The sequence below is a fragment of the Arthrobacter oryzae genome, assembly GCF_003634095.1.
GTDB classification, from domain to species: Bacteria; Actinomycetota; Actinomycetes; order Actinomycetales; family Micrococcaceae; genus Arthrobacter; species Arthrobacter oryzae.
Window position 1 is genome coordinate 1 of the sequence record NZ_RBIR01000014.1, and the last position, 26,556, is coordinate 26,556.

Sequence of the window (26,556 nt, forward strand, 5' to 3'; positions counted from 1 at the left end):
GACCCGCTCACCCACACCCCCGTGCACCTGCTCTCCCTCGACGGGGTCGCCAAGCACTACGGGAACATCATCGCCCTCTCCGATGTCACCATGGCCGTGGACAACGGCCGCGTCACCTGCGTGCTGGGCGACAACGGCGCCGGCAAGTCCACGCTGATCAAGATCATCGCCGGGCTGCACCAGCACGACGCCGGAACCCTGAAGGTCATGGGCGAGGACCGGAAATTCTCCTCACCCCGCGACGCCCTCGATGTGGGCATCGCCACCGTCTACCAGGACCTCGCCGTCGTGCCGCTGATGCCGATCTGGCGGAACTTCTTCCTCGGCTCCGAACTGACCTCCGGCTTCGGCCCGTTCAAGAGCATGGACGTCGAGAAGATGAAGGAGATCACGCTCAAGGAACTCGCCGCGATGGGCATCGACCTGCGCGACGTCGAACAACCCATCGGCCAGCTCTCCGGCGGTGAACGCCAGTGCGTCGCGATCGCCCGCGCCGTGTACTTCGGCGCGAAGGTCCTGATCCTGGACGAACCCACCGCAGCCCTGGGCGTGAAGCAGTCCGGCGTGGTGCTCCGCTACATCCTGCAGGCCCGCGACCGCGGCCTCGGGGTCATCTTCATCACCCACAACCCGCACCACGCCTTCCCCGTCGGGGACCGGTTCCTGCTGCTCAAGCGCGGTAAGTCGATCGGCTACTACGACAAAAAGGACATCACCCTCGACGAGCTCACCGCCCAAATGGCCGGCGGCGCCGAACTCGCCGAACTCGCCCACGAACTCGAACAACTCGGCGGCCACGGCGACATCGTCAAGGAAGTCCAGGGCGAGGTCGCGGACGTGGCCCAGACGACCGGCAAGACCTACGAGTAGCTGGCGTCCCATCCCCGAGGGTGTGGGGGCCCTTCGGGCAGCATCCACCGTGCCCGCACTAATCATGAGAGTAGAAGTATGAAAGACGTAATCCTCGGGCTCGTCGGCGTGGGGCGGATCGGCGTCATGCACGCCAACAACATCGCCGCCCTCAATGAGGTCCTGAATCCGCAGGGGATCCGTGTGCGCCTCCGTCTCACGGACGTCGCCGAAGAGCATGCCCGGACGGTAGCAGCCGGCCTCGGTGCCGACTTCCTGCCGTCGGTCCAGGCTTTGCTGGCTTCCGGGCTGGACGGCCTTGTCATCGCCACGGGCACCGGAACCCACCCCGAGCTCATCAGGGCCGGGGTGGACGCAGGGATCCCGGTCTTCTGCGAAAAGCCCGTGGCCCTGAATGTGGCCGACGCCCGGCCGGTGCTTGACTACATCCGGGACCGGCAGGGCGTGGTCCAGATCGGGCATCAGCGCCGGTTCGACGCCGGATACCTCGAAGCCCGCCGCGCCTACCAGGCCGGCGAGCTGGGCTGGATCCATTCCCTGCGCGCCGTCACCTGCGATATGACGCCGCCCCCGGTTGAGTTCCTGGCCAGCTCCGGCGGGTTGTTCCGGGACTGCTCGGTCCACGATTTCGACATCCTGCGCTGGCTCACCGGCCGCGAAATCGTCGAGGTCTACGCCAAGGGCTCCAACAACGGGGACCCGGCCATCGGTGAAGCCGGCGATGTGGACACGGCCCTCGCGCTGGTGACGTTCGACGACGGCACCGTGGGCACGGTCTCCGCCACCCGCTACAACGGGGCGGGCCACGACGTCCGGCTGGAAATCCAGGGTTCCCGCGCTTCGCTGATGGTGGGTCTGGACGACAAGACGGCGCTGGCCTCCGCCGAGTCCGGGGTAACCTTCCCCGCGGGGCAGCCGCACCTGACGTTTGCCGAGCGCTTCGAGTCGGCGTACCGCTCCGAGATGGCGGCCTTCGTGGAACTGATCCTGGGCCGCCGGGACAACCCCTGCACCCCGGAAGACGCCGTTGCCGCTTCCCGGGTGGCCGATGCGGCCCAGGAGTCGCTTGCCACCGGCGTACCTGTCCGTGTAGCGGTGAGCGTCGCCAGCTGAGCACCCACCCCGGGCCCGCGGCTGGGGCCTTGCCTCAGCCGCGGGCCCGGCACACCTCGACGAAGGCCCGGAACGGTGCCAGCCGCTCCGCCGGAGAAAGTTCCAACGCCTCGGGGTGCCACTGCACCGAGGCCACCCAGCGGTCCGGATCCTCCAGGGCTTCAACGGTCCCGTCTTCGGCCACAGCTGTTACCCGCAGCGCGCCGGCCACCCGGGCCACGGCCTGATGGTGGCCGGAGGCGATCTTCACGCTCACGGCACCGGATCCGCCGCCGTAGAGGGCTGCCACCTTGGAGCCGGCCTGGACCGCTACCTCGTGCCAGGCCCACGGGCCGGCCCCGTGTGCCGGCGTGGGCTCGCGGTGTGCCACCGTCCCCGCCGCCATGTCCTGAACCAGGGTCCCGCCGTAGAGCACGTTGAGCAATTGATGCCCGCGGCAGATGCCGAGTAGCGGCAGTCCGGCGTCGATCGCCTGCCGCGCCACCTCCGCGTCCATCGCGTCCTGGGCAGGGTTGACGTCGTAGCAGGCGCCGCCACGGGCCTCGCCGTAGAGGCCGGGGTCGAGGTCCCCGCCGCCGGGAAGCACGACGCCGTCGAGGGACTCCAGCGCGGCCGCGATGCCACAGTCGCCGATCACCGCGGCGGTGAGCAGCACCGGCTCGCCGCCGCCCTCACGCAACAAGTCCACGATGTACTCGAACAGCGCGTTGGCTTCCGCCACGCGCGGGTCAGGATCGGAGGAGCTGGTGAGGCGGACAGGAACGCCGATGCGAGGCCGGCCGCCCGGGATGCTGCGGGGAATCTGCATGCCTCATTCTGCAACACGATCCGCGGACTAGGATTGCCAGATGAAAGCCCGATATCTCGTGTCCCGCAGCCGGTTCATCGCCGCCACCCCGGATGCCATCTTCGACGTGCTCGCCACGCCTGCCCTGCACAGCGTGATCGACGGCTCGGGCACCGTGAAGGGCGCCCAGCCGCGCGGACCCGAACGGCTCTACCTCGGCGCCAAGTTCGGCATGCAGATGAGGATGCGGATGAACTACAAGATCCTGAACAGGGTCTGCGAGTTCGAGGAAGGCCACCGGATCGCGTGGCGGCACTTCTACGGCCACGTGTGGCGCTATCTGCTTGAGCCATCCACAGGCCCGGACGGGACTGCCGGCACCCTGGTCACCGAGCAATGGGACGCCCGGCGGGTTCGGGGCAAGAGCCTGCTCCGGCTGGCCGGCTACCTGCGCCGCCACCCGGTCAACCTGGAACAGACGCTGGCCAAGCTCGCTGAGTACATGGCCGCGCGGTGACTTAGGCGACGCAGGGACTTGGGTAATCTGGATGGAAGCACGAGCCGCGACTGAAGGTGGGAACTGGGATGGGCCGCAGGACACTGGTCGACGATCTCGTCGACGGCCTGCTGACTGAGATCCTCGACGGAAAGCTCCTGCCGCACAGCGCGCTTCCGCCGGAGGCCGACATCGCCAAGGCCTACGGCGTCAGCAGGCTGACCGTTCGAGAAGCCCTCAAGGCGCTCCGGGCACAGAACATCCTCTATGTGAAGGCCGGCAGGGGAACCTTCGTCAATCCCACGGACAACTGGACGGGCCTGGACGCGATCTTCAGGGCGGCCTCGCACGGCAATGCTGCCGAACAGGTCTCCGTGGGGCTCATCGAGATGCGCCGCATGGTGGAAACCGGGGCCGCCGCGCTTGCCGCCACCCGCTACACCCCGGAACAGGCCGAGCGGATGCGCGAGTGCATCGAGAACATGAAGCGCTTCCATGAATCCGGCGACCTGGACCGCTTCGTGGAGGCGGACATTGCCTTCCACGACGCCGTGCTGAGGGCCTCCGGCAATCCCTTTGTCCGTGCCCTCTTCGCCCAGCTGGGCCAGCTGCTGTACATCACCCGCCGGGAGACGTCGGCCGTCGAAGTGATCCAGCAGCACGCCATCGATTACCACCAGCGGGTCCTGGACAGCATCCTCAGCGGGGACGCCGAACGCTCGCGGCAGGCGATGGACGCCCACATGGACCAGACCAATGAGGATTACGAACGCTACGTCCGGGGCGCCAAGGCCTGACGGCCGCCCGCTAAACCCCTTGACGTAATCCGAATCACATTCTAAGCTCGTGCCTAGTTCTTGAGTCAGATGTCTGACATCTGACTCAAAAGTTGATCCTGGTTCCGCAGCCGCGGCCGCGGACAGGACGTCTCCCCATACCCACCAATCCCATTCCGGCAAGGCTGCCGTAAGGGACTGCTCGTAAGAAGGTCGATGATGGCTCTGCTAACCCCCAAGTCCTTCGGACTCGGCGAACTGGGTGACCGCACGCTCCGCAAGGTCCGCCGCCGCGTCATGCCCCTGATCGTCCTGCTCTACTTCGTTGCCTACCTGGACCGCAACAACGTTGGATTCGCCAAACTCACCATGAGCCAGGACATCGGCCTGAACTCCGCCGCCTACGGTCTGGGCGCAGGCATCTTCTTCCTGGGATACGCCCTCCTCGAGATTCCGAGCAATGCCGGCATGTATCGGTTCGGCGCCCGGAAATGGCTGGCCCGCATCCTGATCACCTGGGGCATCTTCGCCACCGCCATGTGCCTGGTCAACGGCGAAAGCACCTACTACATCGTCCGGTTCCTGCTCGGCGCCGCGGAAGCCGGGTTCTTCCCGGCCGTCCTTTTCTACCTGACGCTGTGGTTCCCGGCTGCCCAGCGGGTGACCGTGCTGGGCATCTTCATCCTCGCCCAGCCCGTATCCAATGCGCTCGGCGCCCCGGTGTCCGGGCTTCTCCTGCAGCTGGACGGCGTGATGGGGCTCCAGGGCTGGCAGTGGCTCTACATCGTCGAAGGCATTCCGGCGATCCTCCTGGGCCTCCTGACGCCCATCCTCATGACGGACCGCCCGCGGGACGCCAAATGGCTCCAGGCCGACGAGCGCGACTGGCTCGCCGCCACCATGGACGCTGAACTGGCCGCCAAGTCCCAGTCCGGAAAGCACAGCTTCCTGGCCGGGCTCAAGGACAAGCGCTCCCTGGTCTACTCCGCCCTGTACTTCGGCCTGGTGTGCGGGATCTACGGCCTGGGCCTGTGGATGCCCACCATCGTCTCAGCCCTCGGCAACTTCTCCACTTCCCAGGTCGGCCTCATCGTCTTCATTCCCTATGCCGTGGCCGCAGTCTTCGTCTACTTCTGGAGCAAGCGTGCGGACCGGACCGGCAAGCGGGCCTGGCACTCCGCCGTCAGCATGGTGCTGGCGGGCGCGGGGCTTCTGGCCGCCGGTTACCTCCTGCCGGTCAACCCTGTCTTGGCACTGATCGGCCTGACGGCCTCGGCCATGGGGATCTACGGGGCCATTGCCCCGTTCCTCTCGATGCCCTCCGCGGCCCTGACCGGCGCGGCTGCCGCTTCCGGACTCGCCCTGGTGAACTCCCTCGGCAACCTCGGCGGCTTCATCGCCCCGTACGCCGTCGGGCTCCTCAAGGACGCCACCGGCAGCAACCAGAGCGGGCTGCTGTTCCTCTCCTTCTGCCTGTGCATCACCGCGGCGGCCACCTACCTCTACGCCCGCAGGCGCCCCGAAGGCGACGCCGCCCTTGACCCCGCGGTCGCCGCGACGGCCGTCGTCGACGCCGCCAAAGTCTCCTAAGCCCGAACTACCAGAAGGAACCTTCGTCATGACATCAGTTACATCTTTCCCGACTGAACGCACCGTGGTCCTGACCGGCGCCGCGTCGGCCCGGGGCATCGGCCGTGCCGCCGCCGACCGTCTGGCCAGCGAGGGATGGTCCATCGCGATCCTGGACATCAACGCCGAGGACGCCAGTGCCGCCGCCGCCGAAATCGGTTCCAACCGCGCCGTGAAGGCGATCGGCGTCGGTGCCGACGTCTCCGACGCCGCGTCGGTGGACCGCGCCATCACCGAAATCGAGGGCTCGCTGCCCCCGATCGTGGCACTCGCCAACCTGGCCGGCATCAGTTCCCCGACGCCGTTCATGGAGACCACGGTCGAAGAATGGGACAAGGTCTTCGCCATCAACATGCGCGGTTCCTTCATCGTCTCCCAGCGGGTGCTCAAGGGCATGATTGAGCGCAAGCTCGGCAGGATCGTGAGCATCTCCTCAATTTCCGCCCAGCGGGGCGGCGGCACTTACTCCAAGGTCGCCTACAGCGCGTCCAAGGCCGGCATCATCGGATTCACTCGCGCCCTGGCCCGCGAGGTGGGCGAATTCGGGGTCACCGTCAATGCCATCGCCCCCGGCCCCATCGACACCGACATCATGGGCGGCACGCTGAGCGAGGAACGCAAGGCGCAGATGTCGGAGGGCATCATGATGGGGCGGGTCGGCAGCCGCGAGGAAGTGGCGGCCCTGATCGCCTTCCTGCTCGGCCCGGACGCCGGCTACATCACCGCCGCCACGTACGACATCAACGGCGGCCTCCAGGTCTCCTGACCGCCCGCCGCCCGTTCAACCTCCCCGTTGCGCTGTCACTCTTGGCCCTTAAAACCCCGGAATGGCCGCCAAAAGTGACAGCGCAACGTGGGGGAGGGGCGCGCGGCCACGGTCTAGGCTGGCTCCATGAGCGCCGCCCGCAGCCTGCATCCGAGCCCACGCACCCTGGAGGTCGAGAGTCTGGCCGCCTTCGACCGGCTTGCCGCGGCCGGGGCGCGCACCATGCACGGCTGGCATGTCCAGTCAGTGGACCTGCGGGGCCGCCGGGCCCAGTTGGAGGCCCTGGACCCCCAAGGCACGATCTTCCTGGGCTGCACGTTTGACGGCGGCGCGGAGGATTCGCTGCGCAGCCGCGGCGCCCTCATCTTTCCCCGGCTCGAGGGGGTACCGTTCAACCCCTACCGCGGCAAGCTGTACACGCCGCAGGAACTCTATGCCGGGATCACCGCATCCCGCTACGAGGACACGCTCGACGCGCGGATATACCAATGGAGCATCCGGCCGGGCCAGCGCCACCGGCTCGATGCAACCCTGGCCGCGGCCCTGCACGACCACGCGATCGGCAATGCCCTCGACGAACTGACCCGCTCGGACCTCTGCGCGGACCGCACCATGGTGGGGGTCATGGGCGGGCACGCGGCCCTCCGCGGCACGGCCCTTTTCGAGGAAGCCGCCCTGCTGGGCCGGCTGCTGGCCCGCAACAACCGGGTGGTGGCCACCGGCGGCGGTCCCGGGACCATGGAAGCGGCCAATCTCGGCGCCTTCCTCAGCGAGGCCCCGGAGCGCGACTTCCGGCAGGCCCTGGCCGACCTCGCCGCGGTGCCGTCATTCCGCCCCTCGGTATCCGCCTGGGCGCGGGCGGCCGCCGCTGTCCTCGAACGCCATCCGGCGGGTACTCCGTCGTTGGGGATTCCCACGTGGTTCTACGGTCACGAGCCGCCCAACTTCTTCGCCACCCATGTGGCCAAGTACTTCGCGAATGCCATCCGGGAAGCGATTCTGCTCGAACTCTGCAACGGCGGCATCGTCTTCCTGCCGGGCTCCGGCGGCACGGTGCAGGAAATCTTCCAGGACGCGTGTGAGAACTACTATGGCGCTGCGGAAACCATCAAGCCCATGGTCCTCGTGGGGCACGAGCACTGGCTGCGGCGGTTCCCGGCATGGCCGCTCCTGCAGAGCCTGGCCTCCGGGCGCCGGATGGAGGAACGGATCTTCCTGGTCGACACCGTGGAGGAAGCCCTCGACGTGCTCTCACGCTAGCCGGACCGGGTCATCCGGCTACAGGTCCTTGCGGCATTTGGCGTGGCTGAGCTCGTACAGCCCGTTCAGGTCGCCGTCGGCCAGTCCGGCCGGGGACCCGATCTCCGGGTACATCAGCTGGGTCGGGTCGTTGACGTGCTCAAGGCCCATCACGTGGCCGAGCTCGTGCAGGATCACGGCCGTGGCGTAGGCCGCGCCCTCGACCCGGTCCAGGTCTTCCGTGATTTGCGGGGCATCGAGTTCCAGGCTGCCGGTGACGAAGCTCTTGGGACCGTCGCCGAAACTGAAGTGGGTGCTGCCGCCCGTGCCGATCACCGGGCCCTTGAGCTGCGGGGCCTGTTCCGGCGTGGTCCACGCGATCAGCAGAGGCGCCCACCGGTCGCCGTAGCGCTCCTTCTGGTAGGGCGCGCGGGTTTGCGAGGGCGCCTCGTTCGTCGGCCCGTCGTTGATGAAGGTGATGCCGGTGGCCTGCGAGATCGTCCGGATGGAGTCATCCACAAGCCGTTCGGCACCCGGGGGAGCCAGAGCGGCATTGACGACGTAGTGCAGCGGCCGGCACGGCGAGTAGCCCACGGGGCCGCCGTCGCCGTTCGTTGCGAGGAACTTGTATGAGGTGTTGGCGACCGCCGGTTTCGGAGGCGAGCCGAGGGGCTGGTCCTGCTCCTCGAGCCCCGGCGGGGGAGTGTCCGTCCCGGACTCGCCGGCCGGCAGCGCGGGCCGGCCCGGCACTTGGCCGAACTGCGGTCCCGCCTGCGGGTCAGTGCCCTGTGGCTGTGAGGTGTGCCCCGCGTTCTGGCCCGGTCCGCGGGTGACTTCAAAGAGTCCTGTGAAACGCGGATCGCTGTAGATAAGCCCGGCCGCGAGAAAGGCGGCACCTGCGATCACGGCGGCGGCGGCAAGGTTCTTCAGAACCCTCAGCGCCGTCGCGGGCCGGCTGGGCCCGCGGTCCCTGAATTCAGGACCGTCCACTAACCGACCACGGAGCCAAAGACCATGCCCAGCAAGTAGGTCACACCGGCGGCGCCCATGCCGATGGCCAGTTGGCGCAATCCGCGGGTGGCCGGGGAAGTGCCGGAGAGCAGGCCGACGACGCCGCCGGTGAGCAGCAGCGCCAGTCCGACGAGGGAGGCGGCAGCCACCAGGGCGGCCAGTCCGGTCATGCCCAGCAGGAACGGGATGATGGGCACGATCGCGCCGGATGCGAAGAAGCAGAAGCTCGACGCCGCCGCACTCCACGCCGTGCCGACCGCCTCATGCTGGTCCTCGGTTTCCGGCAGTTCCGGCTGCAGGGACAGGCTCGGATCGCAGTCGCAGTCCAGCAGGCCCATGCGCTCTGCGACGCGGTGCTCCGCGGCTTCCCGGGACATGCCGCGGGCCAGGTACACGAGCAGGAGTTCGTTGTGCTCGATATCCAGCAGCGGGGCCGCCGCCAGCGTGATCTGGGTGGGCCGGGTGGCGGCGAGGAGTTCCCGCTGCGACCGCACCGAAATAAACTCGCCGGCACCCATGGACAGGGCCCCGGCCAGGAGCCCGGCGACGCCGCTAAGGAGCACCACCTGGTTCCCGACGCCCGAGGCCGCCATCCCCATGACGAGGGATAGGTTGCTGACCAGACCGTCGTTCGCGCCGAAGACGGCGGCGCGGAACGTTCCGGCGAGGCGGTTGCGCCCCCGGGTGGCCAGTCCGCGGACCACTTCTTCATGAATCTGCTCGTCGGCGACCATGGCCGGGGTGGCGGACGGGTCCGTGGCGTAGGGGGAGCGGCTCTCCGCCCGCTGTGCCAGGGCCAAGACGAAGACCGAGCCGAAGTGGCGGGCCAGGAAGCCCAGGAAGCGGCTCCGGAGTGAGGCGTGCCGATCCTTGCCGGCGTGCTCGCCCAGCAGTTGGATCCAGTGGGCCTCGTGGCGCCCCTCCGCCTCGGCCAGGGCGAGCAGGATGGCACGCTCCTCGCCGCTGCGGTTCTGCGCAAGATCGCGGTAGACAGCGGCCTCGGCGCGTTCATCGGCGAGGTACTGGCGCCAGCGCTTGATGTCCGCGGCGGTTGGTGCCGGGTCCGGAGCCGGAGCCGGGCCGGGAGCGGGGGCCGGGGGTGCCGGGGTCCCCTGCTGGTCGGCGGGCGCCTCCGCGGCGGCCGATGAGGCATCTGCTAGATGGTGCGGCTGGGAATCGTTGTGGTCTGATTCGGTGTGCTGAGACACGAAAAACTCCTGGGTTGGTCGGGCATGGTCCGGCCCCATTGCGAGTCCAGAGTACCCCGTAATTCCGCGTATTTCCGGCCGGTCATCCTCAGTGAAAAGTTTAGGGAGGCCGTAATTTGCCGGCTCCCGCGGGGACGCCGGCAGGTTGCCTCCGGAAGCAATCATGAGCCCTTGACCGGCCGCGCTCGCGGTGTTCGAATGAAACCCAGGGCGGGCTCTCCAGGCCTTTGCCGCCACCCCTGTCACACGGAGGTTGCATCATGGACAGCACCGGATCACACCCCATCCAGCCGGCCCGGGATTCCCTCGAATCCGATCCCGCCTACGACTATGCCGAGGACGCGCCCGTCGATGCCGCCCCGGAAACTGAGGAAGAGGAGATTCTCGAGGAGGCCGATCGCCTGGTTCCCCTGGATGAGGAGGACTTCCTGGGCGACGAGACTCCGGTAGTACCGCTGGAAGGGGAAGAGTTCCTCGAACCGGAGGAAAATGAGTGACGCTTCCGCCTGCTTGCAGGTCTCTTTCGCGCATCTAAGTGTTTACGCGGTTGAATGTTTTAACGCGATTAAACGCCGACGGCGGCGCCCCCCGGAAAGGGGAGCGCCGCCGTCGGCGTCTAATCCGTTGTCAGGACGCCTGCGCGTCGGGACCCGGGCCGGAACGAAGTCGTTCCAGCAACTTAGTGGGTCAAGACGGGAACCTGGTCGTCTTCGGATGCCAGGCCGGCGACCCGCCGGTGCCAGTTCTGCATGACCGCGGGATCCGTCGGCTTGGTCAGCAGCGACACCGCGACGTAGACGACGGCTGAGGCGATGAGGCCGTAGTAGATGGGCTCGTTGGCGTAGATGCCGTCCAGCGGAACCGCGGCGTTGATTTCCAGGATGATCATGGTCCCGAGCGTGATGACGGAGCCGACCGCCATGGACGCCGCGGCCGCAACACCGGTGCCGCGCTTCCAGACCAGGCCGCCGAGGATGGCCACGAGCAGGCCGCCAACAAGGATGTCGTAGGCAATGGTCAGGGCGGCGACGACGTCCTTGGTGATGATGGCGATCACGATCGCCACGACGCCGAGGCCCAGGACCCACATGCGGTTGGCCTTGACGTCGTGTTCCGGGTTGTCGGTGTCGTCGGTGTTGACCGTCTTGCCGAACCAGCCGGCGACAAACGGCAGCACGTCGGCGCGGGCCACGGTGGCGGCGGCGATCAAGGCGCCCGAAGCGGTGGACATCATGGCGGCCACGGCGGCGGCCAGCACGAGGCCGCCGATGCCGATGGGCAGCAGGTGGGTGGCGACCTCGGCGTAGACGACGTCCTTGCCGAGGGCCTTGACGTCGATCTGCGGCAGGGCGACGCGGGCGCCCAGGCCGATCAGGGCACCTGCTGCGCCGTAGAGGATGCAGTAGATACCGGCCGTGGCGCCGCCCCAGCGGGCCACTTCGGGCGTCTTGGCGGTGAACACGCGCTGCCAGATGTCCTGGCCGATCAGCAGGCCGAGGGTGTAAACGACGAAGTAGGTGATGATCGTCTGGGCGCCGATGCCGTCGAGCTGGAAGAAGGTGGCATCGACCCGGCTGCGGATTCCGTCGAGGCCGCCGGCGGCGTTCAGCGTGAACGGCAGCATGAGCAAGAAGATGCCGACCGTCTTGATGACGAACTGGACCTGGTCGGCCAGCGTGATGGACCACATGCCGCCGATGGTCGAGTAGACCAGCACGATTGCGCCGCCGACGGCGATCGCGAGGGCGCGGTCCCAGCCGAAGAGCACGACGAAGATCGTGGCGTAGGCGCCGGTGGAGGTGGCGCAAAGCATCAGCGTGTAGGCGAGCATGACGATGCCCGAGGTCTGCGTGGCGTTGCTGCCATAGCGCAGGGTCAGCATCTGCGAGACGGTGTAGATCTTCAGTTTCTGGATGGTGCTGGCGAAGAGCAGGCTCAGCAGCAGGACGCCGGAGCCGATTGCGACCACCAGCCACATGCCGGAGATGCCGAACTTGTAGCCCAGGCCTACACCGCCGACCGTGGAGGCGCCGCCGAGGACGACGGCGGCCATGGTGCCGGTGTAGAGGAACGGGCCGAGGCGGCGGCCGGCGACGAGGAAGTCGCTGTTGTTCTTGGTGCGGGACTTGCCCCACCATCCGAACGCCAGCATGGCGAGCAGATACACCACCACAATGGCGATGTTGACGAAACTTGCGTCCATAAAGGGCTCCTTGGAGCTGATTGGCAGCGTGTGCGGGCATTGCCGGGCCTCAACGGTGCGTTCGGCAAGTCTGCTGCTGCGTGACGGGGTGGGAGGAGGATGTCCGTCGGAACCTCCGGTGTTGCCCAATAGATTGCCCAATAGGCAACACATGTTGCCAAAGGTTATGTTGTGATGTCGGTAACAGTCAAGGCGCCGTGCGCGCCGCCGCCGCATCCGCGTCACGAAGGCCTGTTCCCGCTAGGATTGCTCCAATGATGGGGCCAAGCGGCCGGCCGTGAAAGGTTCCTATATGAAGGCTCTACCCGTAGAACCGAGCAATGTTCCCGTTGCCATCGGTTCGAGGATCCGCGCCGCCCGGCAGTCGCAGCGGCTCACCATAGAACAGGTCGCCGACGCCACCGGGCTGACCAAGGGATTCCTCAGCCGGGTCGAGCGGGACCTCACCTCGCCCTCGGTCGCCTCACTGGTGACCCTGTGCCAGGTCCTGTCGATCTCGATCGGCGACCTTTTCGCCGCCCCCGAGACCCACCTCACGAAGCAGAATGAGGGCCCCCGGATCTCCCTTGGCGGCGAGGGGATCGTCGAGCGCCTGCTGACCGCGCGCTCCGAACGGCGGGTCCAGATCATCCAGGCGGTGATCGAGCCCCGCGGGCGCGGCGAGTCCGAGCTCTACGCCGTGGACTGCGACGTCGACGTCCTCCATGTGGTCAAGGGAAGCATCCGGCTGATCCTCACCAACGAGGAATTCGAGCTCAGCGCGGGGGACACCGTGACGTTCCCGGGCCGGGAGCCCCACACCTGGGTCAACCCCACGGACGACGCCGTCGAGGTGCTGTGGGTGCTCGTCCCGGCCGCCAGCAGGTAGCCAGGCTGCCTCTAGCCCCCGCACGCCCCGCCCGCCCGTCCCGGCCGCCGGCCTGCCGCTGCGCTCCTTCCCAGTTGCCAAGCCGACGAGGACCCAGGCCGGGCGCCCGGTCCCGGAATCTAGCGGGCGATCCGGGGCGGGCCCGGAAGCAACCGGGCAGGAACGTCACGGAACGTTGCGCGGGGTCCGGCTCAGCACGACCTGCCGCTGCCTTCCCTGCACTGCCTACCCGCCTGCCGCTGCGCTCCTTCCCGGTTGCTAAGCCGACGAGGACCGAGGTCTGGCGCGTGGTCCCGGGATCTAGCGGGCGATCCGGGGTGGGCACAGAAGCAACCGGGCAGGAACGTCACGGAACGTTGCGCGGGGTCCGGCTCAGCACGGCCCGAATTTCAGCGATGACCCGCTCCGGCTCGAACCAGATGTGCTCCGGCATGTACCTCAGCACTGCATAGCCGTTGACCGTGGAGGCGTTGTTGCGTCCCAGATCCCGGCGCATGGCCTCGCGGTTGGAGTGGAATGCGTAGCCGTCCACCTCCACGATGAGGAATCCCTCAATCAGGAAGTCAACCCTGCCGATTCCCGGGAGCTGAACCTGGGTGTCGAAGCCGATTCCGTTTGCCTTGAAAAGGTGCTGGGCATCGACCTCGACGATTGATTCGGCGCGTAAATCCAACTGCCACAAGGCCCGGAGTACCGGACCCGATCGGTCGCCGATGAGCTGGGCCTTCAGCAGTTCGAGAGGAATGCCATGCAGACGCATGGCCGAGGTTGCCAGGGCTGTTGATGCTGGCGGCTTCAAGCACGCCAAGGCATGCAGCGTAACGTCCTCCACCGCGGCCACTGGCAGCTGGGCAGGGCCCTCGAACCTGACGGTCCGGTGCCTGATGAAGCCGGTTCCGTGGCCGTGGTTGCAGGCCAAGTGATGCTGGGCCGGGATTTCCCTCAGCCAGAGGCCGTAGTGCACGGCCGCGCTGGCGCAGGTGACGCGAGCGTTTTGCTCGATGGCCGCAGCAATTTCCGGCTGGCACCCGGGGAGCATGAGCACGCCCCGCCTGGGCTGGTGCGCCCCGGCCCCCGTCAGCCCGGCGATGTCTGTCCGGGAGTATCCCGCGGCCAACAACTGGCCGGTCCGGGCGACGCCGCCGAGTTGTGCAAGGTAGGTGATGGGGTCCATGGGGCCAGTCCACCGGGCCGTCCCGGCCCGCGGAAGGCAGCAATGCGGCTATGTGGGCATCGGGCTGCGCCGGTATTCGCGCTGTTTGGGCTCCCGACGGCGGGTGCCGGCTGCGTTCCTTCCCGGTTGGCCAGGCCCAGGGTCGGCCTCGCGGCAGAAAAAACGCTGAATCCCGGTGGGCGGCCCGGGGTGGCCCATGGGTGGGCGTGGAAGCAACCGGGGAGGAACGTCAGACGGCCTCGAACCAGGGAGGTGCGGATGGTGAGATTTACGTCACATTCCTGAAATCTGCCGGAAACAGCAAATTCATGCCCAGGCCGGTCCCGTAACGTGCCCGCAAAAACAGGACAGCTTTCCTGAAACACGCCATGAGTAGCGTCATCTGCGGGGGGACGTCTAAACAGTCCCAAGAACGTCACATGGTCTCGCCGAATCGGCGCCCTCGGAGCGCCGGCCCTCGAGGAAGGCTCCCGCAATGAATTTCTCTGTTCCTGCAGTAGGAATGGCAGTCGATCCCCAGGTCCTTGACCCCGGATCGACGGCGTGGATGCTCACCGCATCCGCCCTTGTCCTGCTGATGACCCCCGGGCTCGCGTTCTTCTACGGCGGGCTAGTCAGAATGAAATCCGTGCTCAACATCATGATGATGAGCTTCGGCGCCATGGGCGTGGTGGCCGTCGTCTGGGCCCTGTGGGGGTACGGCATGGCGTTCGGCCCGGATACCCTGGGCGGGTTCGTCGGAGACCCGTTCACTAACTTCGGCCTCAGCGGACTGACCACTAGCATCGGCACCAAGGCGCCCGGCCTGCCGGACATGGTGTTCATCGGCTTCCAGGCCACGTTCGCCATCATCACCGTCGCCCTCATCAGCGGGGCGGTGGCAGAACGCGTCCGGTTTGGACCCTGGCTCCTCTTTGCCGCGCTCTGGGTCACGCTCGTTTATGCACCGATCGCACACTGGGTCTGGGGTGGCGGCATCTTCGGCCCCACCGGCATCATCGGCAGCAAGATCTCGGCGCTCGATTTTGCCGGCGGCACCGTGGTCCATATGAACGCCGGCATAGCCGGACTCATGCTGGCGGTTGTGCTCGGCAAGCGGCTCGGCTTCATGAAGGACCCGAACATCCGCCCGCACAACCTGCCGTTCGTCATGCTCGGCGCGGGCCTGCTCTGGTTCGGCTGGTTCGGCTTCAACGCCGGATCGGAACTCGCCGCGGACGCCACTGCCGCCCTGGCCTGGACCAACACGCTGCTGGCCACCAGCGCCGCCCTGCTCGGCTGGCTCTTCGTGGAGCGGTTGCGCGACGGCCACGCCACTTCGCTTGGCGCCGCCTCGGGTGCCGTCGCGGGACTCGTGGCCGTCACCCCGGCCTGCGGGTTCATCGACCCCGTCGGGGCGATCCTGATCGGCACCATCGCGGGGGTGGTCTGCGCGCTCGCCGTCGGGCTGAAATTCAAGATCGGGCTGGATGACTCCCTGGATGTCGTGGCCGTGCACTTTGTCGGCGGTCTGTGGGGAACGCTGTCCCTGGGCTTCTTCGCCCTCCCGTCCGCCAAGACCGGCGGCGGACTGTTCTACGGCGGCGGTCTGGCGCAGTTCTGGCCGCAGATCCTCACCGCGCTCATTGTCACGGCCTGGAGCGCCGGCATGACCACGCTGATTGGCTTCGCGATCCATAAGACCATGGGCATGCGCGTCTCTGAGGCCGACGAGCTGTCCGGCATCGATGTCACCGAACATGCCGAAACGGCCTATGAACTCCTCATGGTCGGCGGCAGCTTCCACCCCGGCGACCCGCGCACCCGAGCCGAGGCCGCGCCGGTCCAGGCCCAGCCGGAAGCCCATTCGGAAGCCCATTCGGAAGCCGAAAGTGAGGCTGCCCGCGGCCGGGTCTCGACATGAAGCTGGTCACCGCCATTGTGCGGCCGGACAGGGTCGACGCCGTCAGCGCCGCCCTGGAGCGGTTCGGAGTCAACGGCCTGACCGTGAGCCAGGCCAGCGGCTTCGGACGGCAGCGCGGCCACACTGAGGTCTACCGCGGCGCCGAGTACAACTCCGACCTGCTGCAAAAAGTGCGGCTGGAAGTACTGGTCAACGAGGACGCCCTGGACGGCGTCATGGCCGCCATTGAGGAGGGCGGCCGTACGGGCCACTTCGGCGACGGCAAGATCTGGATTATCGACGTGCGGGATGCCGTCCGCGTCCGGACGGGGGAGCGGGGCGCCTCGGCCATCGCCTGAGGCGCCCGAGCGCCCCCGCCGCTTGAGGAGCCGTCCGGTTGGGGGCGGCTCCTCGACAGGGGCAGGGCTTTGGTAAACCGAGCATTGGTAAACAAATGATGCGCAGCACGAAACTCCGAGTGTATGATGGCTGTCACAACCGTCGGTCAATCCTCGAAGGAGAGGCTTCTTTTGGAAGAGCTGCGCATCGAGGCCAATGGCAACCTTGGCCCCATTGATTCATCCCGCATCCCGCGCTACGCCGGGGCTGCCACGTATGCCCGCCTGCCGCGGCTGGACCAGGTGGCCAAGGCCGACGTCACGGTCGTCGGCGTCCCGTTCGACTCCGGCGTCTCCTACCGCCCGGGCGCGCGCTTCGGGGCCAACCACGTCCGGGAAGCCAGCCGCCTGCTGCGCCCGTACAACCCTGCCTGGGACGTCAGCCCCTTCGAGACCATCCAGGTGGCCGACGCTGGCGACATGGCCGTCAACCCGTTCAACATCCACGAGGCCATCGAAACCATCCAGCAGAACGCGCTGGACCTGACGGCGTCGGGCAGCAAGCTGCTGACCCTCGGTGGCGACCACACGATCGCCCTGCCGCTGCTGCGCGCCGCCGCCGAGCGCGCCGGCGAGCCCATTGCGATGCTGCACTTCGATGCGCACCTGGACACCTGGGACACGTACTTCGGCGCCGAATACACGCACGGCACCCCCTTCCGCCGCGCCGTCGAGGAAGGCATCCTGGACACCGAGGCCATCAGCCACATCGGCACCCGCGGGCCGCTTTACGGCAAGAAGGACCTCGACGACGACCACCGGTTTGGCTTCGGCATCGTCACCTCCGCGGACGTTTACTACCAGGGCGTCCTGGAAACGGTGGCCAAGGTCCGGGACCGGATCGGCAACCGCCCGCTCTACATTTCCGTGGACATCGACGTCCTCGACCCCGCGCACGCGCCCGGCACCGGCACGCCGGAAGCCGGCGGCATCACCAGCCGCGAACTGCTGGAAATCATCCGCGGCTTCCGCGGCATGAACCTGGTGGGGGCCGACGTCGTCGAGGTCGCCCCGGCCTATGACCACGCCGAGATCACCGGTGTCGCGGCCAGCCATGTCGCCTACGAGCTCGTGACCCTGATGGCGGACCGCGCCGTCGATGGCGACCGCTTCGGCGCCCCGAACGGCTATGCCGCCCAGGCCCTCGGCCAGGAATCCCGCCGTCCGGCCGGATTCGGCGCCCCCGTGGCTTCGCCGGCGTCGTCGAAATGACCGGCGTGCGCAACGGCGGGGACCTCGTCGTCGAGACCCTCGAGGCGCTGGGCGCCAAGACGGTCTTCGGCATCCCGGGCCAGCATGCCCTGGGCCTGTTCGATGCGATGGGGCGCGGAAACCTGCACTTCGTCTCCTCCCGGGTCGAGAACAACTCAGCCTTCGCCGCGGACGGGTACTCCCGCGCCACCGGCGAGGTCGGCGTGCTGTTCCTCTCCACCGGTCCGGGCGCGCTGACGTCGCTGGCCGGGCTGCAGGAGGCCTACGCCACCGGCGTGCCCATGGTTGTTGTGGCGAGCCAGATCCCGCTTGAGGGCCTCGGTGCCCGGCGCAAGGGCATGCTGCACCAGCTCGATGACCAGAAGGCCTCGGCCGCGAACGTCACCAAGTCCCAGCGGCTGATCCAGCACGCATCCGGGATCCCGTCGGCCATCCAGGACGCCTGGACCGAGGCGATCTCCTCGCCGCAGGGTCCCGTGTGGCTGGAAATCCCGCAGAACGTCCTGTTGGACCCCATCATGGTGCCCCCGGTGGAGGATGCGCTGGCCGAGGCCGCGGACAACCCGCCCCGGGTGGAGCTGATCCGCGAGGCCGTGAAGTGGCTCTCGACGGCGGAACGTCCTGCGATCATCGCCGGCGGCGGCACCCGCCGCGGCCGGGCCGAGAAATCCCTGCTCTCGATTGCGGAAAAGCTGCGGGCGCCGGTCATCTGCACGCCCGGCGGCAACGGCGCGTTCCCGTGGAACCATGAACTCTCGCTCCAGGCCTGGATCGAGGACCGGTATATGACCGAGCTGCTCGAGGACGCCGATGTCCTGATCGTGATCGGCTCCTCGCTCGGGGAAGTGACCTCGAACTACTTCACCTTCGAACCGCGCGGCCGGATCATCCAGATCGACGCCGAACCCCGGGTCCTGGAATCCAACCGGCCCGGCCTGGGCATTCGGGCCGACGCCGGCCAGGCGCTGGAGGCCCTCGACGCGGCCCTGACGGAACCGCATGGCGAACGCGCCGACTGGCACGGCACAGCCCCCGAGACTCTGGTCAAGGACACCCTCGCCAAGGTCGCTGCCCGGCTGGAGTCCCAGGACCTGGCCAAGGAACTGGCGTTCATGGCCGACATCCGCGAGGCCGTGCCCTCGGAGATGCAGACGTTCTGGGACATGACGATCTCGGCCTACTGGGCCTGGAGCTGCTGGGACGCCCGCGAGGGCCAATTCCACTCCGCGCAGGGGGCCGGCGGGCTGGGCTTCGGCTTCCCCGCGGCGATCGGCGGTGCCGTCGGGCTGGAAACCACCGGCAAGACCGGCGGTTCGGCCCGGGTGCTGGCGGTCTCCGGCGACGGCTCGGCGATGTACTCCATCTCCGAGCTCGCCACCGCGAAGCAGCACAACATCCCGGTCACCTGGCTGATCGTGGACGACGGCGGCTACGGCATCCTGCGCGAATACATGGTCGGCGCCTTCGGCAAGGCCACGGCCACCGAGCTCGCCCGCCCCGACTTCGTCAAGCTTGCCGAGGCCTTCGGCGTCCCGGCCGTCCGGGTTGCCCCCGGGGACGTCGGGGACGCCCTTCGAGCCGGCTTCGCCGCGGACGGCCCCAACGTCGTCGTCGTCGAAACCCTGCTCAAAATGTTCGGCCCCACCCACCTGGCCACCTAAACGGGCAGGCCGCCCGGCCGCAACGCAACGCAACAACGCAGCACAGCAACATCACTCCATAGCAGCAACGCTCGGCGCGGACCTGCCGCGTCTGCCCCTCACTCCGAGGGGCGGACCCGGCCGGTCCGCGCCCGGCGTTTAAGCACCCATTTGGCCGCGCCGCGGACCTTCAAAAGGAGCACGTGAACAGGGTTAGTTTCCCAAAGTAACCATTTTCGTATATAGTTGCCTAGGGCAAACAAAAGAGGGGTGTCCACCATGTCAGTTGAATCCAGCGCTGCAGCCAAACTCGTCTACCAGATCTTCGACCTTCAGCGGGCCGTCCGTTGTGTTGCCGCCGCCAACCTGCGGGGACAGGACACCGGGGTGGCGCTGCAGGGCGTCCTGCGCTTTGTGGGGGAGGGCGAATCCCGGGCCACGCATCTCGCGGAACGGCTCGGCGTCAGCGCCCCGGTGCTGAGCCGGCACATCGCCGAACTCGAAGAGCAGGGTTACGTGGTCCGCCGGCCGGACCCCGAGGACGGCCGCGCGCAACTGATTGCCCTGTCGGCCACCGGCGCGGAGAAGCTGCGCCTCATCGAGGAACACCGCACGGCAACCATCCAGGACCTGCTGCGGGACTGGAGCCAGGACGACGTCGAACTGACGGAACGCACCCTAAAGAAACTTGCTGGGTCCCTTAGGACATCAGCCCGGGCAACGACGGCCGGACCCACAAATACGACCGAAATTGTTGAGGAGTAGATATATGGCCAGCCACGCTGCCGCCACAGGGCCGTCCCCGGCCCCGTCGGACATTCGGCCGGGGGCGCCCCGCGCATCCCAGCCCGCCGCAGAACCTGCGGCAATGACCCACCGCCAGATCATGGAAGCGCTCACCGGGCTGCTGGCGGCCTTCTTCACCGCCATCCTGAGCAGCACGATCGTGACGAACGCGCTGCCCACCATCATGTCCGAGCTCCACGGCACCCAGACGGACTTCGCCTGGGTGATTACCGCCGCGCTCCTGGCCAACGCGGCCACCACCCCGATCTGGGGCAAGCTGGCGGACCTCTTTAACAAGAAGATCCTCGTCCAGCTGAGCATCGTGATCTTCGTGGCCGGCTCCGTTATGGCCGGCCTGTCCGAGACCATCCCGATGCTGCTGACCGCCCGCGTCATCCAGGGCATCGCCTTGGGTGGACTCACCGCCCTGGCCCAGGCCATCATCGGCTCGATGATCCCGCCGCGTGACCGCGGGAAGTACTCCGGCTACATGGGCGGCGTCATGGCCGTGGGCACCGCCGGCGGCCCGCTGCTCGGCGGCTTCATCGTGGACAGCCCGCTGGGCTGGCGCTGGACCTTCTTCGTCTGCGTCCCTCTCGCCGTCGTCGCCCTCATCCTGCTGCAGGTCACCTTGAAGATCCAGCACGTCAAGCGCCCCGCCAAGATCGACTGGCTCGGCTCCATCCTGCTGACCTCCGGCGTCAGCCTGCTGCTCATCTGGGTCTCCTTCGCCGGCAACCCCGACTACTACGACTGGTGGTCCTGGCAGACGGTCGCCATGGTGGGCGGCGGCGTGGTGCTCCTTGGCCTGCTGGTGCTTGTCGAATCCCGGGTGGCCCAGCCCATCATCCCGCTCAAGATCATCTCGGAGCGGACCACCGCCCTCGCCATCCTCGCCTCGGTGGCAGTAGGCGTGGGCATGTTCGGCTCCTCGGCCTTCCTTGGCCAGTACTTCCAGGTGGCACGCGGTGCTACCCCCACGGAAGCCGGCCTGCTCACGCTGCCCATGATCGCGGGCAACCTCATCGGTTCCGTCGCCTCCGGCATGCTCATCAGCCGCACCGGCAAGTGGAAGCGGTACCTGATCGCCGGCTCCATCCTGCTGGCCGGAGGACTCGGCCTGGCCGGCACCATGGACCACACCACGGACCTGTGGCTGACCGGCATCTACACGGCCATCCTCGGCATCGGCCTGGGCTTGCTGATGCAGAACCTCGTCCTCGCCGTGCAGAACACGGTCCAGGCCAAGGACATCGGCACGGCCAGCGCCTCCGTCGCCTTCTTCCGGTCCTTCGGCGGCGCCATCGGCGTCTCGGTCCTGGGCGCCGTCCTGGGCAACCGGGTCAAGGAACTCGCGGTGGAGGGGCTCGCTGCCGCACGAATCCGCGTTCCGGCGGGCTCTGCGGGGGCCAGCATGGACCTCAAGGACATGCCGGCACCGATCCGCGACATCATGCGGGCCGCCTACGGTGACGCGATCGCGGAGGTCTTCATGATCTCGGCAATTGTCGGCCTCGTGGCTCTGGTGGCGATCCTGTTCATCAAGGAACGTCCCCTGCGCCGGACGGTTGATATCCGGCCGGAGCCTGCCGAGCACGCGGGAGACACCGCCGCGGACGCCGCAGTGGCCGCCACCGGAGGTGCCTCGGCGACTGCTTTCGTGCACGCCTCTTCGGGCCATACTGCGCGGAACAGCTCGGACGACGCCGTCGACGCCGTCGAGATCGCCCCGTCCGCCGGAACCGGCATCGTGGACCTGGACCGGGAATTCATCGAGGTGCTCAGCCGCGAGCGTGCCGAGTCCCGATTTCCCGACGCCGCGCGCCGGGAGGCCGGTCTGGCTTCCGATCCGACTTCCCGTTCAGGGGAGCCCGGCGCGGAACGTGCGGCAGAGAGGGAAGGTGCCCGTCAGCGGGCCCGGACCCTCGTAGCCGATGACCGGCCCGAGGCCGCCGACGTCGTACCCGTTCTCCTGCAGACCCAGCAGCTGCTCGCGGAACAACAGCTCCAGCTGGCCGAGGCGCTGCGTGCCGTGTACGAGCAGGCTGCAGAGCAGCGGGCGATTGCCGCGGAGCAGGCGCGCGTGGCCAAGGAGCTCACGGCCATGCGCCGGCACCTGGCCAAGCAGCGAAAGATGCAGCGCGCGGCGGCCGACTACATCGCAACGCACGGCCGGCACCGCACGGAGTAAGGCCAAGGTGGCGGTGGCACCGGACTCCCGTCCGCTCGCCCCGCACCCAGAGGCCCCGCGCACCCAGAGGCCCCGCGGCCGCCCCAAGGGCAGCCGCGGGGCCCTGTGCACGCTGAGCCCTCCCGCAGGCGGGCCTTCCGGCAGGGCCTTCCGGCAGGGCCTTCCCGCAAGGCCTCTCGACAGGGCCGTCCGACAGGCGGCCGCTTTGCCTCGGGGGTCTAAGTACACCGTTTGGATGATATTCGGTGTCCCGTGTTCCACCCGGGCGGGGGATTTCGTAGAGTTGGATCGCTATTGCTGTCGGCCCCAGCGGCTAGTCTCCAATTAGCACTCCAAAGAACTTCCTTGCCGGCCTTCTGAGCCTGACCTCATAGGCGGCATTCATAGTCTGCTTTCGTATTATCCGTTTTCGTATTTTTTCGGTCTTCCAAAGGACTCGTGGGCATGCTCGTCACTCTCATGCGGCGCTATTCCAAGCCGTATCTGCCATACATCGCGGCTGTGGTCGTCTTCCAGCTCGCTTCGACCATCGCGGCGCTGTACCTCCCCAGCCTCAATGCCCAGATCATCGACGAGGGCGTCTCCCGGGGCGACACCGATTACATCTGGCGCACCGGCGGCGTGATGCTCATCGTCGCCCTGATCCAGGTGGCCACCGCGATCGCCGGCGTCTACTTCGGCTCGAAGGCCGCGATGGCCTTCGGCCGGGACCTGCGCCGCGGCGTCTTCCGCAAGGTCAGCAGCTTCTCGGCGCGGGACGTGAACGTCTTCGGCGCCCCCACCCTGATCACGCGCGGCACCAACGATGTCCAGCAGGTCCAGATGCTGATGCTCATGGCGCTGAACTTCATGGTGGCCACACCCATCATGTGCATCGGCGGCATCTTCATGGCCCTGCGCGAGGACCTTGACTTGTCCTGGCTTGTCTGGGTCTCGGTGCCCCTGCTCGTGGTCGTGGTGGGCTACCTCGTGGTCCGCCTCATGCCACTCTTCCGCTCGATGCAGCAGAAGATCGACCGGCTCAACGGTGTCCTCCGCGAGCAGATCATCGGCATCCGCGTGGTCCGGGCCTTCGTGCGCGAGCCCCACGAGGCCGAGCGCTTCGGCGCCGCCAACAAGGAACTCACCGACGTTTCGCTGAAGATCGGGTCCTTGTTCGTGCTGATGTTCCCTGCCATCGGCATGATCCTGCACATCTCCACCGCCGCGGTGCTGTGGTTCGGCGGCCAGCGCGTGGATGCCGGCGAGATGCAAGTTGGCTCGCTGACGGCCTTCCTGCAGTACCTGCTGCAGATCCTCATGGCCGTCATGATGGGCACCTTCATGGCCATGATGATTCCGCGCGCCTCGGTCTGCGCCGACCGCATCGGGGAAGTGCTCGACGTCGAGCCCTCCATCCATGCTCCGCTCACCCCGGTGACGCCGGCCGCAAAGGCGGGGCGGGTGGAGTTTCGGAACGTAACGTTCGCCTACCCCGGCGCCGAAGCTCCCGTACTAAGCAACATCAGCTTCACGGCCGAGCCCGGCCAGACGGTCGCGATCATTGGCTCCACCGGCGCGGGCAAGTCGAGCCTGCTGGCTCTGCTGCCCAGGCTCTACGACGCGGACTCGGGCGAGGTCCTGCTCGACGGCGTCCCCGTCACCCAGCTGGACCGGGCCGAGATCACGCAGCGGGTCGCCATGGTGCCCCAGCGGCCCTACCTGTTCTCCGGAACCATTGAGCACAACCTGCGCTTCGGTAAGCCCGAGGCCACGGACCGGGACCTGTGGGAGGCGTTGACCGTGGCCCAGGCCGCGGACTTCGTGCGCGACAAGAAAGGCGGCCTCGACTCGCGGATCGCCCAGGGCGGCACCAACGTCTCGGGCGGGCAGCGGCAGCGGCTGTGCATCGCCCGCGCCCTCGTCACCGAACCCAAGGTCTTCCTGTTCGACGACTCGTTCTCGGCCCTCGACGTCGCCACGGACGCCAGGCTCAGGCGGGCACTCAAAGCCAAGACGGCCGACGCCACGGTGATCATCGTCGGCCAGCGGGTCTCCACCATCGCCGATGCGGACCAGATCCTTGTGCTGGAGGACGGCCGGATCGTGGACCGCGGAACACATGAGGAACTGTTGGAAAGCTCCACCACCTACCAGGAAATCGTCGAATCCCAGCTGAGCGCGGAGGCAGTGGCATGAGCACCAACGAGAAAATCTCCAGCCCGCCCGTCAAAGCGACGGATACCGCAGCTGCAGGGACAGCCACGGCTGAGGTGACTGACGAGGATTTCCTCGAGGAGGAGTACACGCCCGGCGAGGCCGACGGCGGCATGTTCGGCGCCGTGCCGGCCAAGAAGGCCCAGCACTTCTGGCCTTCGGCAAGACGGCTCATGGGGCTGCTCAAACCCGAGCGCGCCGGCATCATCGCCGTGCTCGCCATGGTGACGGTCGCCGTCGTCCTGAACGTCATCGCGCCCCGGATCCTGGGCCAGGCCATGGACGTGATCTTCGCCGGAGTCGTCGGCAAACAGCTCCCGTCCGGCGCCACCAAGGACCAGTTCATCGAGGGACTGCGCTCCCAGGGCCAGGACAACTTTGCCGACATGCTGGCCAGGATGGATGTGGTGCCGGGCGCAGGCATCGACTTCCAGAAGCTCGCGTTCCTCATCAGCGTGGTGCTGGTGATGTACTTCGTCGCGAACATCTTCTTGTGGCTGCAGGGCTACGTCCTGAATGTGCTGGTCATGCGCGTGGTCCGCACACTGCGCGATGACACCGAGAAGAAACTCAACAGGCTGCCGCTGAACTACTTCGATACCCGTCAGCGCGGCGACATCCTCTCCCGCGTCACGAACGACGTCGACAACATCCAGCAGGCACTCCAGCAGGCGTTCGCGCAGCTCGTGAACTCCGCCCTGACGGTCATCGGCATCGTCATCATGATGTTCATCGTGTCCTGGCAGCTGGCCCTTATCGCCCTCGTCGCGCTCCCGCTCTCCGGGGTGGCCGCCGGCATGATCGGCGCCCGCAGCCAGAAGCTATTCGCCGCCCAGTGGAAGAACACCGGCGAGCTCAACGGCCAGATCGAGGAGTCCTTCTCCGGCCACGACCTCGTCCGCGTCTTCGGCCGCGACGCGGACATGCTGGCCCGCTTCGACGAGCGGAACGAGGAACTCTACCGGGCCAGCTTCGGCGCCCAGTTCGTGTCCGGCATGATCATGCCGGTCATGCAGTTCGTCTCCTACCTCAGCTACGTGGGGATCGCCGTCGTCGGCGGGCTGCGGGTGGCATCCGGCGCCATGAGCCTGGGCGACGCCACGGCGTTCATCCAGTACTCGCGCGAGTTCACGCAGCCGCTGGGCCAGATGGCCGGCATGGCCAACATGCTGCAGTCCGGCGTCGCGTCCGCCGAGCGGGTCTTTGAATTCCTCGACGCCGACGAACAGGACGCCGAGACAGCCACCGAGCACCTCCCGGCCAAGACGGACGGCCACGTCGAGTTCCAGCACGTCACCTTCAGCTACTCGCCGGACAAGCCGCTGATCGAGGACCTGTCCTTCACCGCCGAGCCCGGACACACCGTGGCAATCGTGGGACCGACCGGGGCAGGCAAAACCACCCTGGTGAACCTGGTCATGCGCTTCTACGAACTCAACGCGGGCAGCATCACCCTGGACGGCGTGGACATCACCCGGCTCAGCCGCTCGGAGCTGCGCGCCAAGGTCGGCATGGTGCTCCAGGACGCCTGGCTGTTCGGCGGAACCATCTACGAGAACATCCGCTACGGCAAACTGGACGCCACGGAAGAACAGATCATGGCGGCGGCCAGGGCCACCTTCGTGGACCGTTTCGTCCGCGCACTGCCGGACGGCTACAACACGGTCATTGACGAAGAAGGCAACAACGTCAGTGCCGGCGAAAAACAGCTGATCACCATCGCCCGGGCCTTCGTTGCGAACCCGTCGCTGCTGATCCTGGACGAGGCCACAAGCTCGGTGGATACCCGCACCGAGGCGTTGGTGCAGAAGGCAATGGCTGCGCTGCGCACCGAGCGGACCAGCTTCGTGATCGCCCACCGCCTCTCCACCATCCGTGACGCGGACACCATCCTCGTCATGGAAGCCGGGAGGATCGTCGAGCAAGGCCGGCACGCCCAGCTGCTGGCACTGCAGGGCGCCTACTACCGGCTGTACATGTCCCAATTCGCCGGGGAGGACGCGGACGCCGCCCTGGCGGATTCCGCCGAAGACGCGACGGCGGTGCACAGCTGAGCGCCGCCGGCCCCCGAACCGGGGGCGGCGTGGCCGGGGAGGGCCAAGCCGCCGAAA

Annotated in this window: 22 protein-coding genes; 17 read left to right on the forward strand and 5 right to left on the reverse strand. The window is 67.5% G+C overall.

What is annotated here, in order from left to right; translation table 11 throughout:
- A partial coding sequence (locus tag C8D78_RS19085) for an ATP-binding cassette domain-containing protein (RefSeq protein ID WP_244208506.1) occupies positions 1-870 on the forward strand: 870 nt, incomplete at its 5' end.
- Positions 871-948: 78 nt separating this feature from the next.
- Positions 949-1,983, forward strand: a complete 1,035-nt coding sequence (locus C8D78_RS19090; RefSeq protein ID WP_120955444.1) for a Gfo/Idh/MocA family protein — start codon at positions 949-951, stop codon at positions 1,981-1,983.
- A 34-nt stretch (positions 1,984-2,017) separates the two neighbouring features.
- Here C8D78_RS19090 and C8D78_RS19095 read toward each other — a convergent pair whose 3' ends face one another.
- Complete coding sequence (locus C8D78_RS19095) at positions 2,018-2,791, reverse strand: gamma-glutamyl-gamma-aminobutyrate hydrolase family protein (RefSeq protein WP_120955445.1); 774 nt, start codon at positions 2,789-2,791, stop codon at positions 2,018-2,020.
- Positions 2,792-2,831: 40 nt separating this feature from the next.
- On the opposite strand from C8D78_RS19095, the gene C8D78_RS19100 reads away from it, so the two are divergent.
- The 5 genes from C8D78_RS19100 (at position 2,832) to C8D78_RS19120 (ending at position 7,697) form a co-directional block, all read left to right on the forward strand.
- A complete protein-coding gene (locus tag C8D78_RS19100) occupies positions 2,832-3,287 on the forward strand; it encodes an SRPBCC family protein (protein ID WP_120955446.1) in 456 nt (151 codons plus the stop codon).
- Positions 3,288-3,355: 68 nt separating this feature from the next.
- Positions 3,356-4,063 carry a FadR/GntR family transcriptional regulator gene (locus C8D78_RS19105; protein ID WP_120955447.1) on the forward strand — a complete coding sequence of 236 codons (708 nt, stop codon included), beginning with the start codon at positions 3,356-3,358 and terminating at the stop codon, positions 4,061-4,063.
- A 195-nt stretch (positions 4,064-4,258) separates the two neighbouring features.
- Positions 4,259-5,632: an MFS transporter gene (locus C8D78_RS19110; protein WP_120955448.1), complete on the forward strand. Its 1,374-nt coding sequence runs from the start codon at positions 4,259-4,261 to the stop codon at positions 5,630-5,632.
- Between the two features lie 28 nt (positions 5,633-5,660).
- On the forward strand, positions 5,661-6,437 hold the full coding sequence (locus tag C8D78_RS19115; RefSeq protein ID WP_120955449.1) for an SDR family NAD(P)-dependent oxidoreductase: 777 nt from the start codon (positions 5,661-5,663) through the stop codon (positions 6,435-6,437).
- Positions 6,438-6,563: 126 nt separating this feature from the next.
- Positions 6,564-7,697 carry an LOG family protein gene (locus C8D78_RS19120; protein ID WP_120955450.1) on the forward strand — a complete coding sequence of 378 codons (1,134 nt, stop codon included), beginning with the start codon at positions 6,564-6,566 and terminating at the stop codon, positions 7,695-7,697.
- An 18-nt stretch (positions 7,698-7,715) separates the two neighbouring features.
- On the opposite strand, the gene C8D78_RS19125 is transcribed toward C8D78_RS19120, so the two are convergent.
- The gene (locus tag C8D78_RS19125) at positions 7,716-8,666 is read right to left on the reverse strand and encodes a matrixin family metalloprotease (RefSeq protein WP_244208507.1); all 951 of its coding nucleotides are present in this window, start codon (positions 8,664-8,666) and stop codon (positions 7,716-7,718) included.
- On the reverse strand, positions 8,666-9,895 hold the full coding sequence (locus C8D78_RS19130) for a VIT1/CCC1 transporter family protein (RefSeq protein WP_120955451.1): 1,230 nt from the start codon (positions 9,893-9,895) through the stop codon (positions 8,666-8,668). Before C8D78_RS19130 ends, C8D78_RS19125 begins: the two co-directional genes overlap by 1 nt.
- Positions 9,896-10,155: 260 nt before the next feature.
- On the opposite strand from C8D78_RS19130, the gene C8D78_RS19135 reads away from it, so the two are divergent.
- Positions 10,156-10,392 carry a hypothetical protein gene (locus tag C8D78_RS19135; RefSeq protein ID WP_120955452.1) on the forward strand — a complete coding sequence of 79 codons (237 nt, stop codon included), beginning with the start codon at positions 10,156-10,158 and terminating at the stop codon, positions 10,390-10,392.
- A 182-nt stretch (positions 10,393-10,574) separates the two neighbouring features.
- Here the strand turns inward: C8D78_RS19135 and C8D78_RS19140 are convergent, their stop codons facing one another.
- The gene (locus C8D78_RS19140; RefSeq protein ID WP_120955453.1) at positions 10,575-12,098 is read right to left on the reverse strand and encodes a sodium:solute symporter family protein; all 1,524 of its coding nucleotides are present in this window, start codon (positions 12,096-12,098) and stop codon (positions 10,575-10,577) included.
- 292 nt (positions 12,099-12,390) lie between these two features.
- Here C8D78_RS19140 and C8D78_RS19145 point away from each other — a divergent pair, with 292 nt between their 5' ends.
- Entirely contained in the window at positions 12,391-12,966 is a 576-nt protein-coding gene (locus tag C8D78_RS19145) for a helix-turn-helix domain-containing protein (protein WP_028275626.1), read from the forward strand.
- A gap of 346 nt (positions 12,967-13,312) precedes the next feature.
- Here the strand turns inward: C8D78_RS19145 and C8D78_RS19150 are convergent, their stop codons facing one another.
- Entirely contained in the window at positions 13,313-14,140 is an 828-nt protein-coding gene (locus C8D78_RS19150) for a DUF559 domain-containing protein (RefSeq protein ID WP_120955454.1), read from the reverse strand.
- 475 nt (positions 14,141-14,615) lie between these two features.
- Here C8D78_RS19150 and C8D78_RS19155 point away from each other — a divergent pair, with 475 nt between their 5' ends.
- The 8 genes from C8D78_RS19155 to C8D78_RS19190 all read left to right on the forward strand — a co-directional run bounded on the left by C8D78_RS19155 (position 14,616) and on the right by C8D78_RS19190 (position 26,499).
- Positions 14,616-16,043 carry an ammonium transporter gene (locus C8D78_RS19155; protein WP_120955455.1) on the forward strand — a complete coding sequence of 476 codons (1,428 nt, stop codon included), beginning with the start codon at positions 14,616-14,618 and terminating at the stop codon, positions 16,041-16,043.
- Positions 16,040-16,381 (forward strand): P-II family nitrogen regulator, encoded by a 342-nt coding sequence (locus tag C8D78_RS19160; RefSeq protein WP_120955456.1) that lies wholly within the window; start codon positions 16,040-16,042, stop codon positions 16,379-16,381. The genes C8D78_RS19155 and C8D78_RS19160 overlap by 4 nt, the downstream gene beginning before the upstream one ends.
- 171 nt (positions 16,382-16,552) lie before the next feature.
- On the forward strand, positions 16,553-17,632 hold the full coding sequence (gene speB, locus C8D78_RS19165) for an agmatinase (protein ID WP_120955457.1): 1,080 nt from the start codon (positions 16,553-16,555) through the stop codon (positions 17,630-17,632).
- Entirely contained in the window at positions 17,629-19,293 is a 1,665-nt protein-coding gene (locus C8D78_RS19170; RefSeq protein ID WP_120955458.1) for a thiamine pyrophosphate-binding protein, read from the forward strand. The genes speB and C8D78_RS19170 overlap by 4 nt, the downstream gene beginning before the upstream one ends.
- Before the next feature lie 258 nt (positions 19,294-19,551).
- The gene (locus tag C8D78_RS19175) at positions 19,552-20,037 is read left to right on the forward strand and encodes a MarR family winged helix-turn-helix transcriptional regulator (RefSeq protein ID WP_120955489.1); all 486 of its coding nucleotides are present in this window, start codon (positions 19,552-19,554) and stop codon (positions 20,035-20,037) included.
- A 103-nt stretch (positions 20,038-20,140) separates the two neighbouring features.
- Positions 20,141-22,249, forward strand: coding sequence for an MDR family MFS transporter (locus C8D78_RS19180; RefSeq protein ID WP_120955459.1), 2,109 nt, complete (start codon positions 20,141-20,143; stop codon positions 22,247-22,249).
- 444 nt (positions 22,250-22,693) lie between these two features.
- Complete coding sequence (locus C8D78_RS19185) at positions 22,694-24,427, forward strand: ABC transporter ATP-binding protein (protein ID WP_120955460.1); 1,734 nt, start codon at positions 22,694-22,696, stop codon at positions 24,425-24,427.
- Positions 24,424-26,499 (forward strand): ABC transporter ATP-binding protein, encoded by a 2,076-nt coding sequence (locus tag C8D78_RS19190; protein ID WP_120955461.1) that lies wholly within the window; start codon positions 24,424-24,426, stop codon positions 26,497-26,499. Before C8D78_RS19185 ends, C8D78_RS19190 begins: the two co-directional genes overlap by 4 nt.
- Positions 26,500-26,556: the final 57 nt, after the last annotated feature.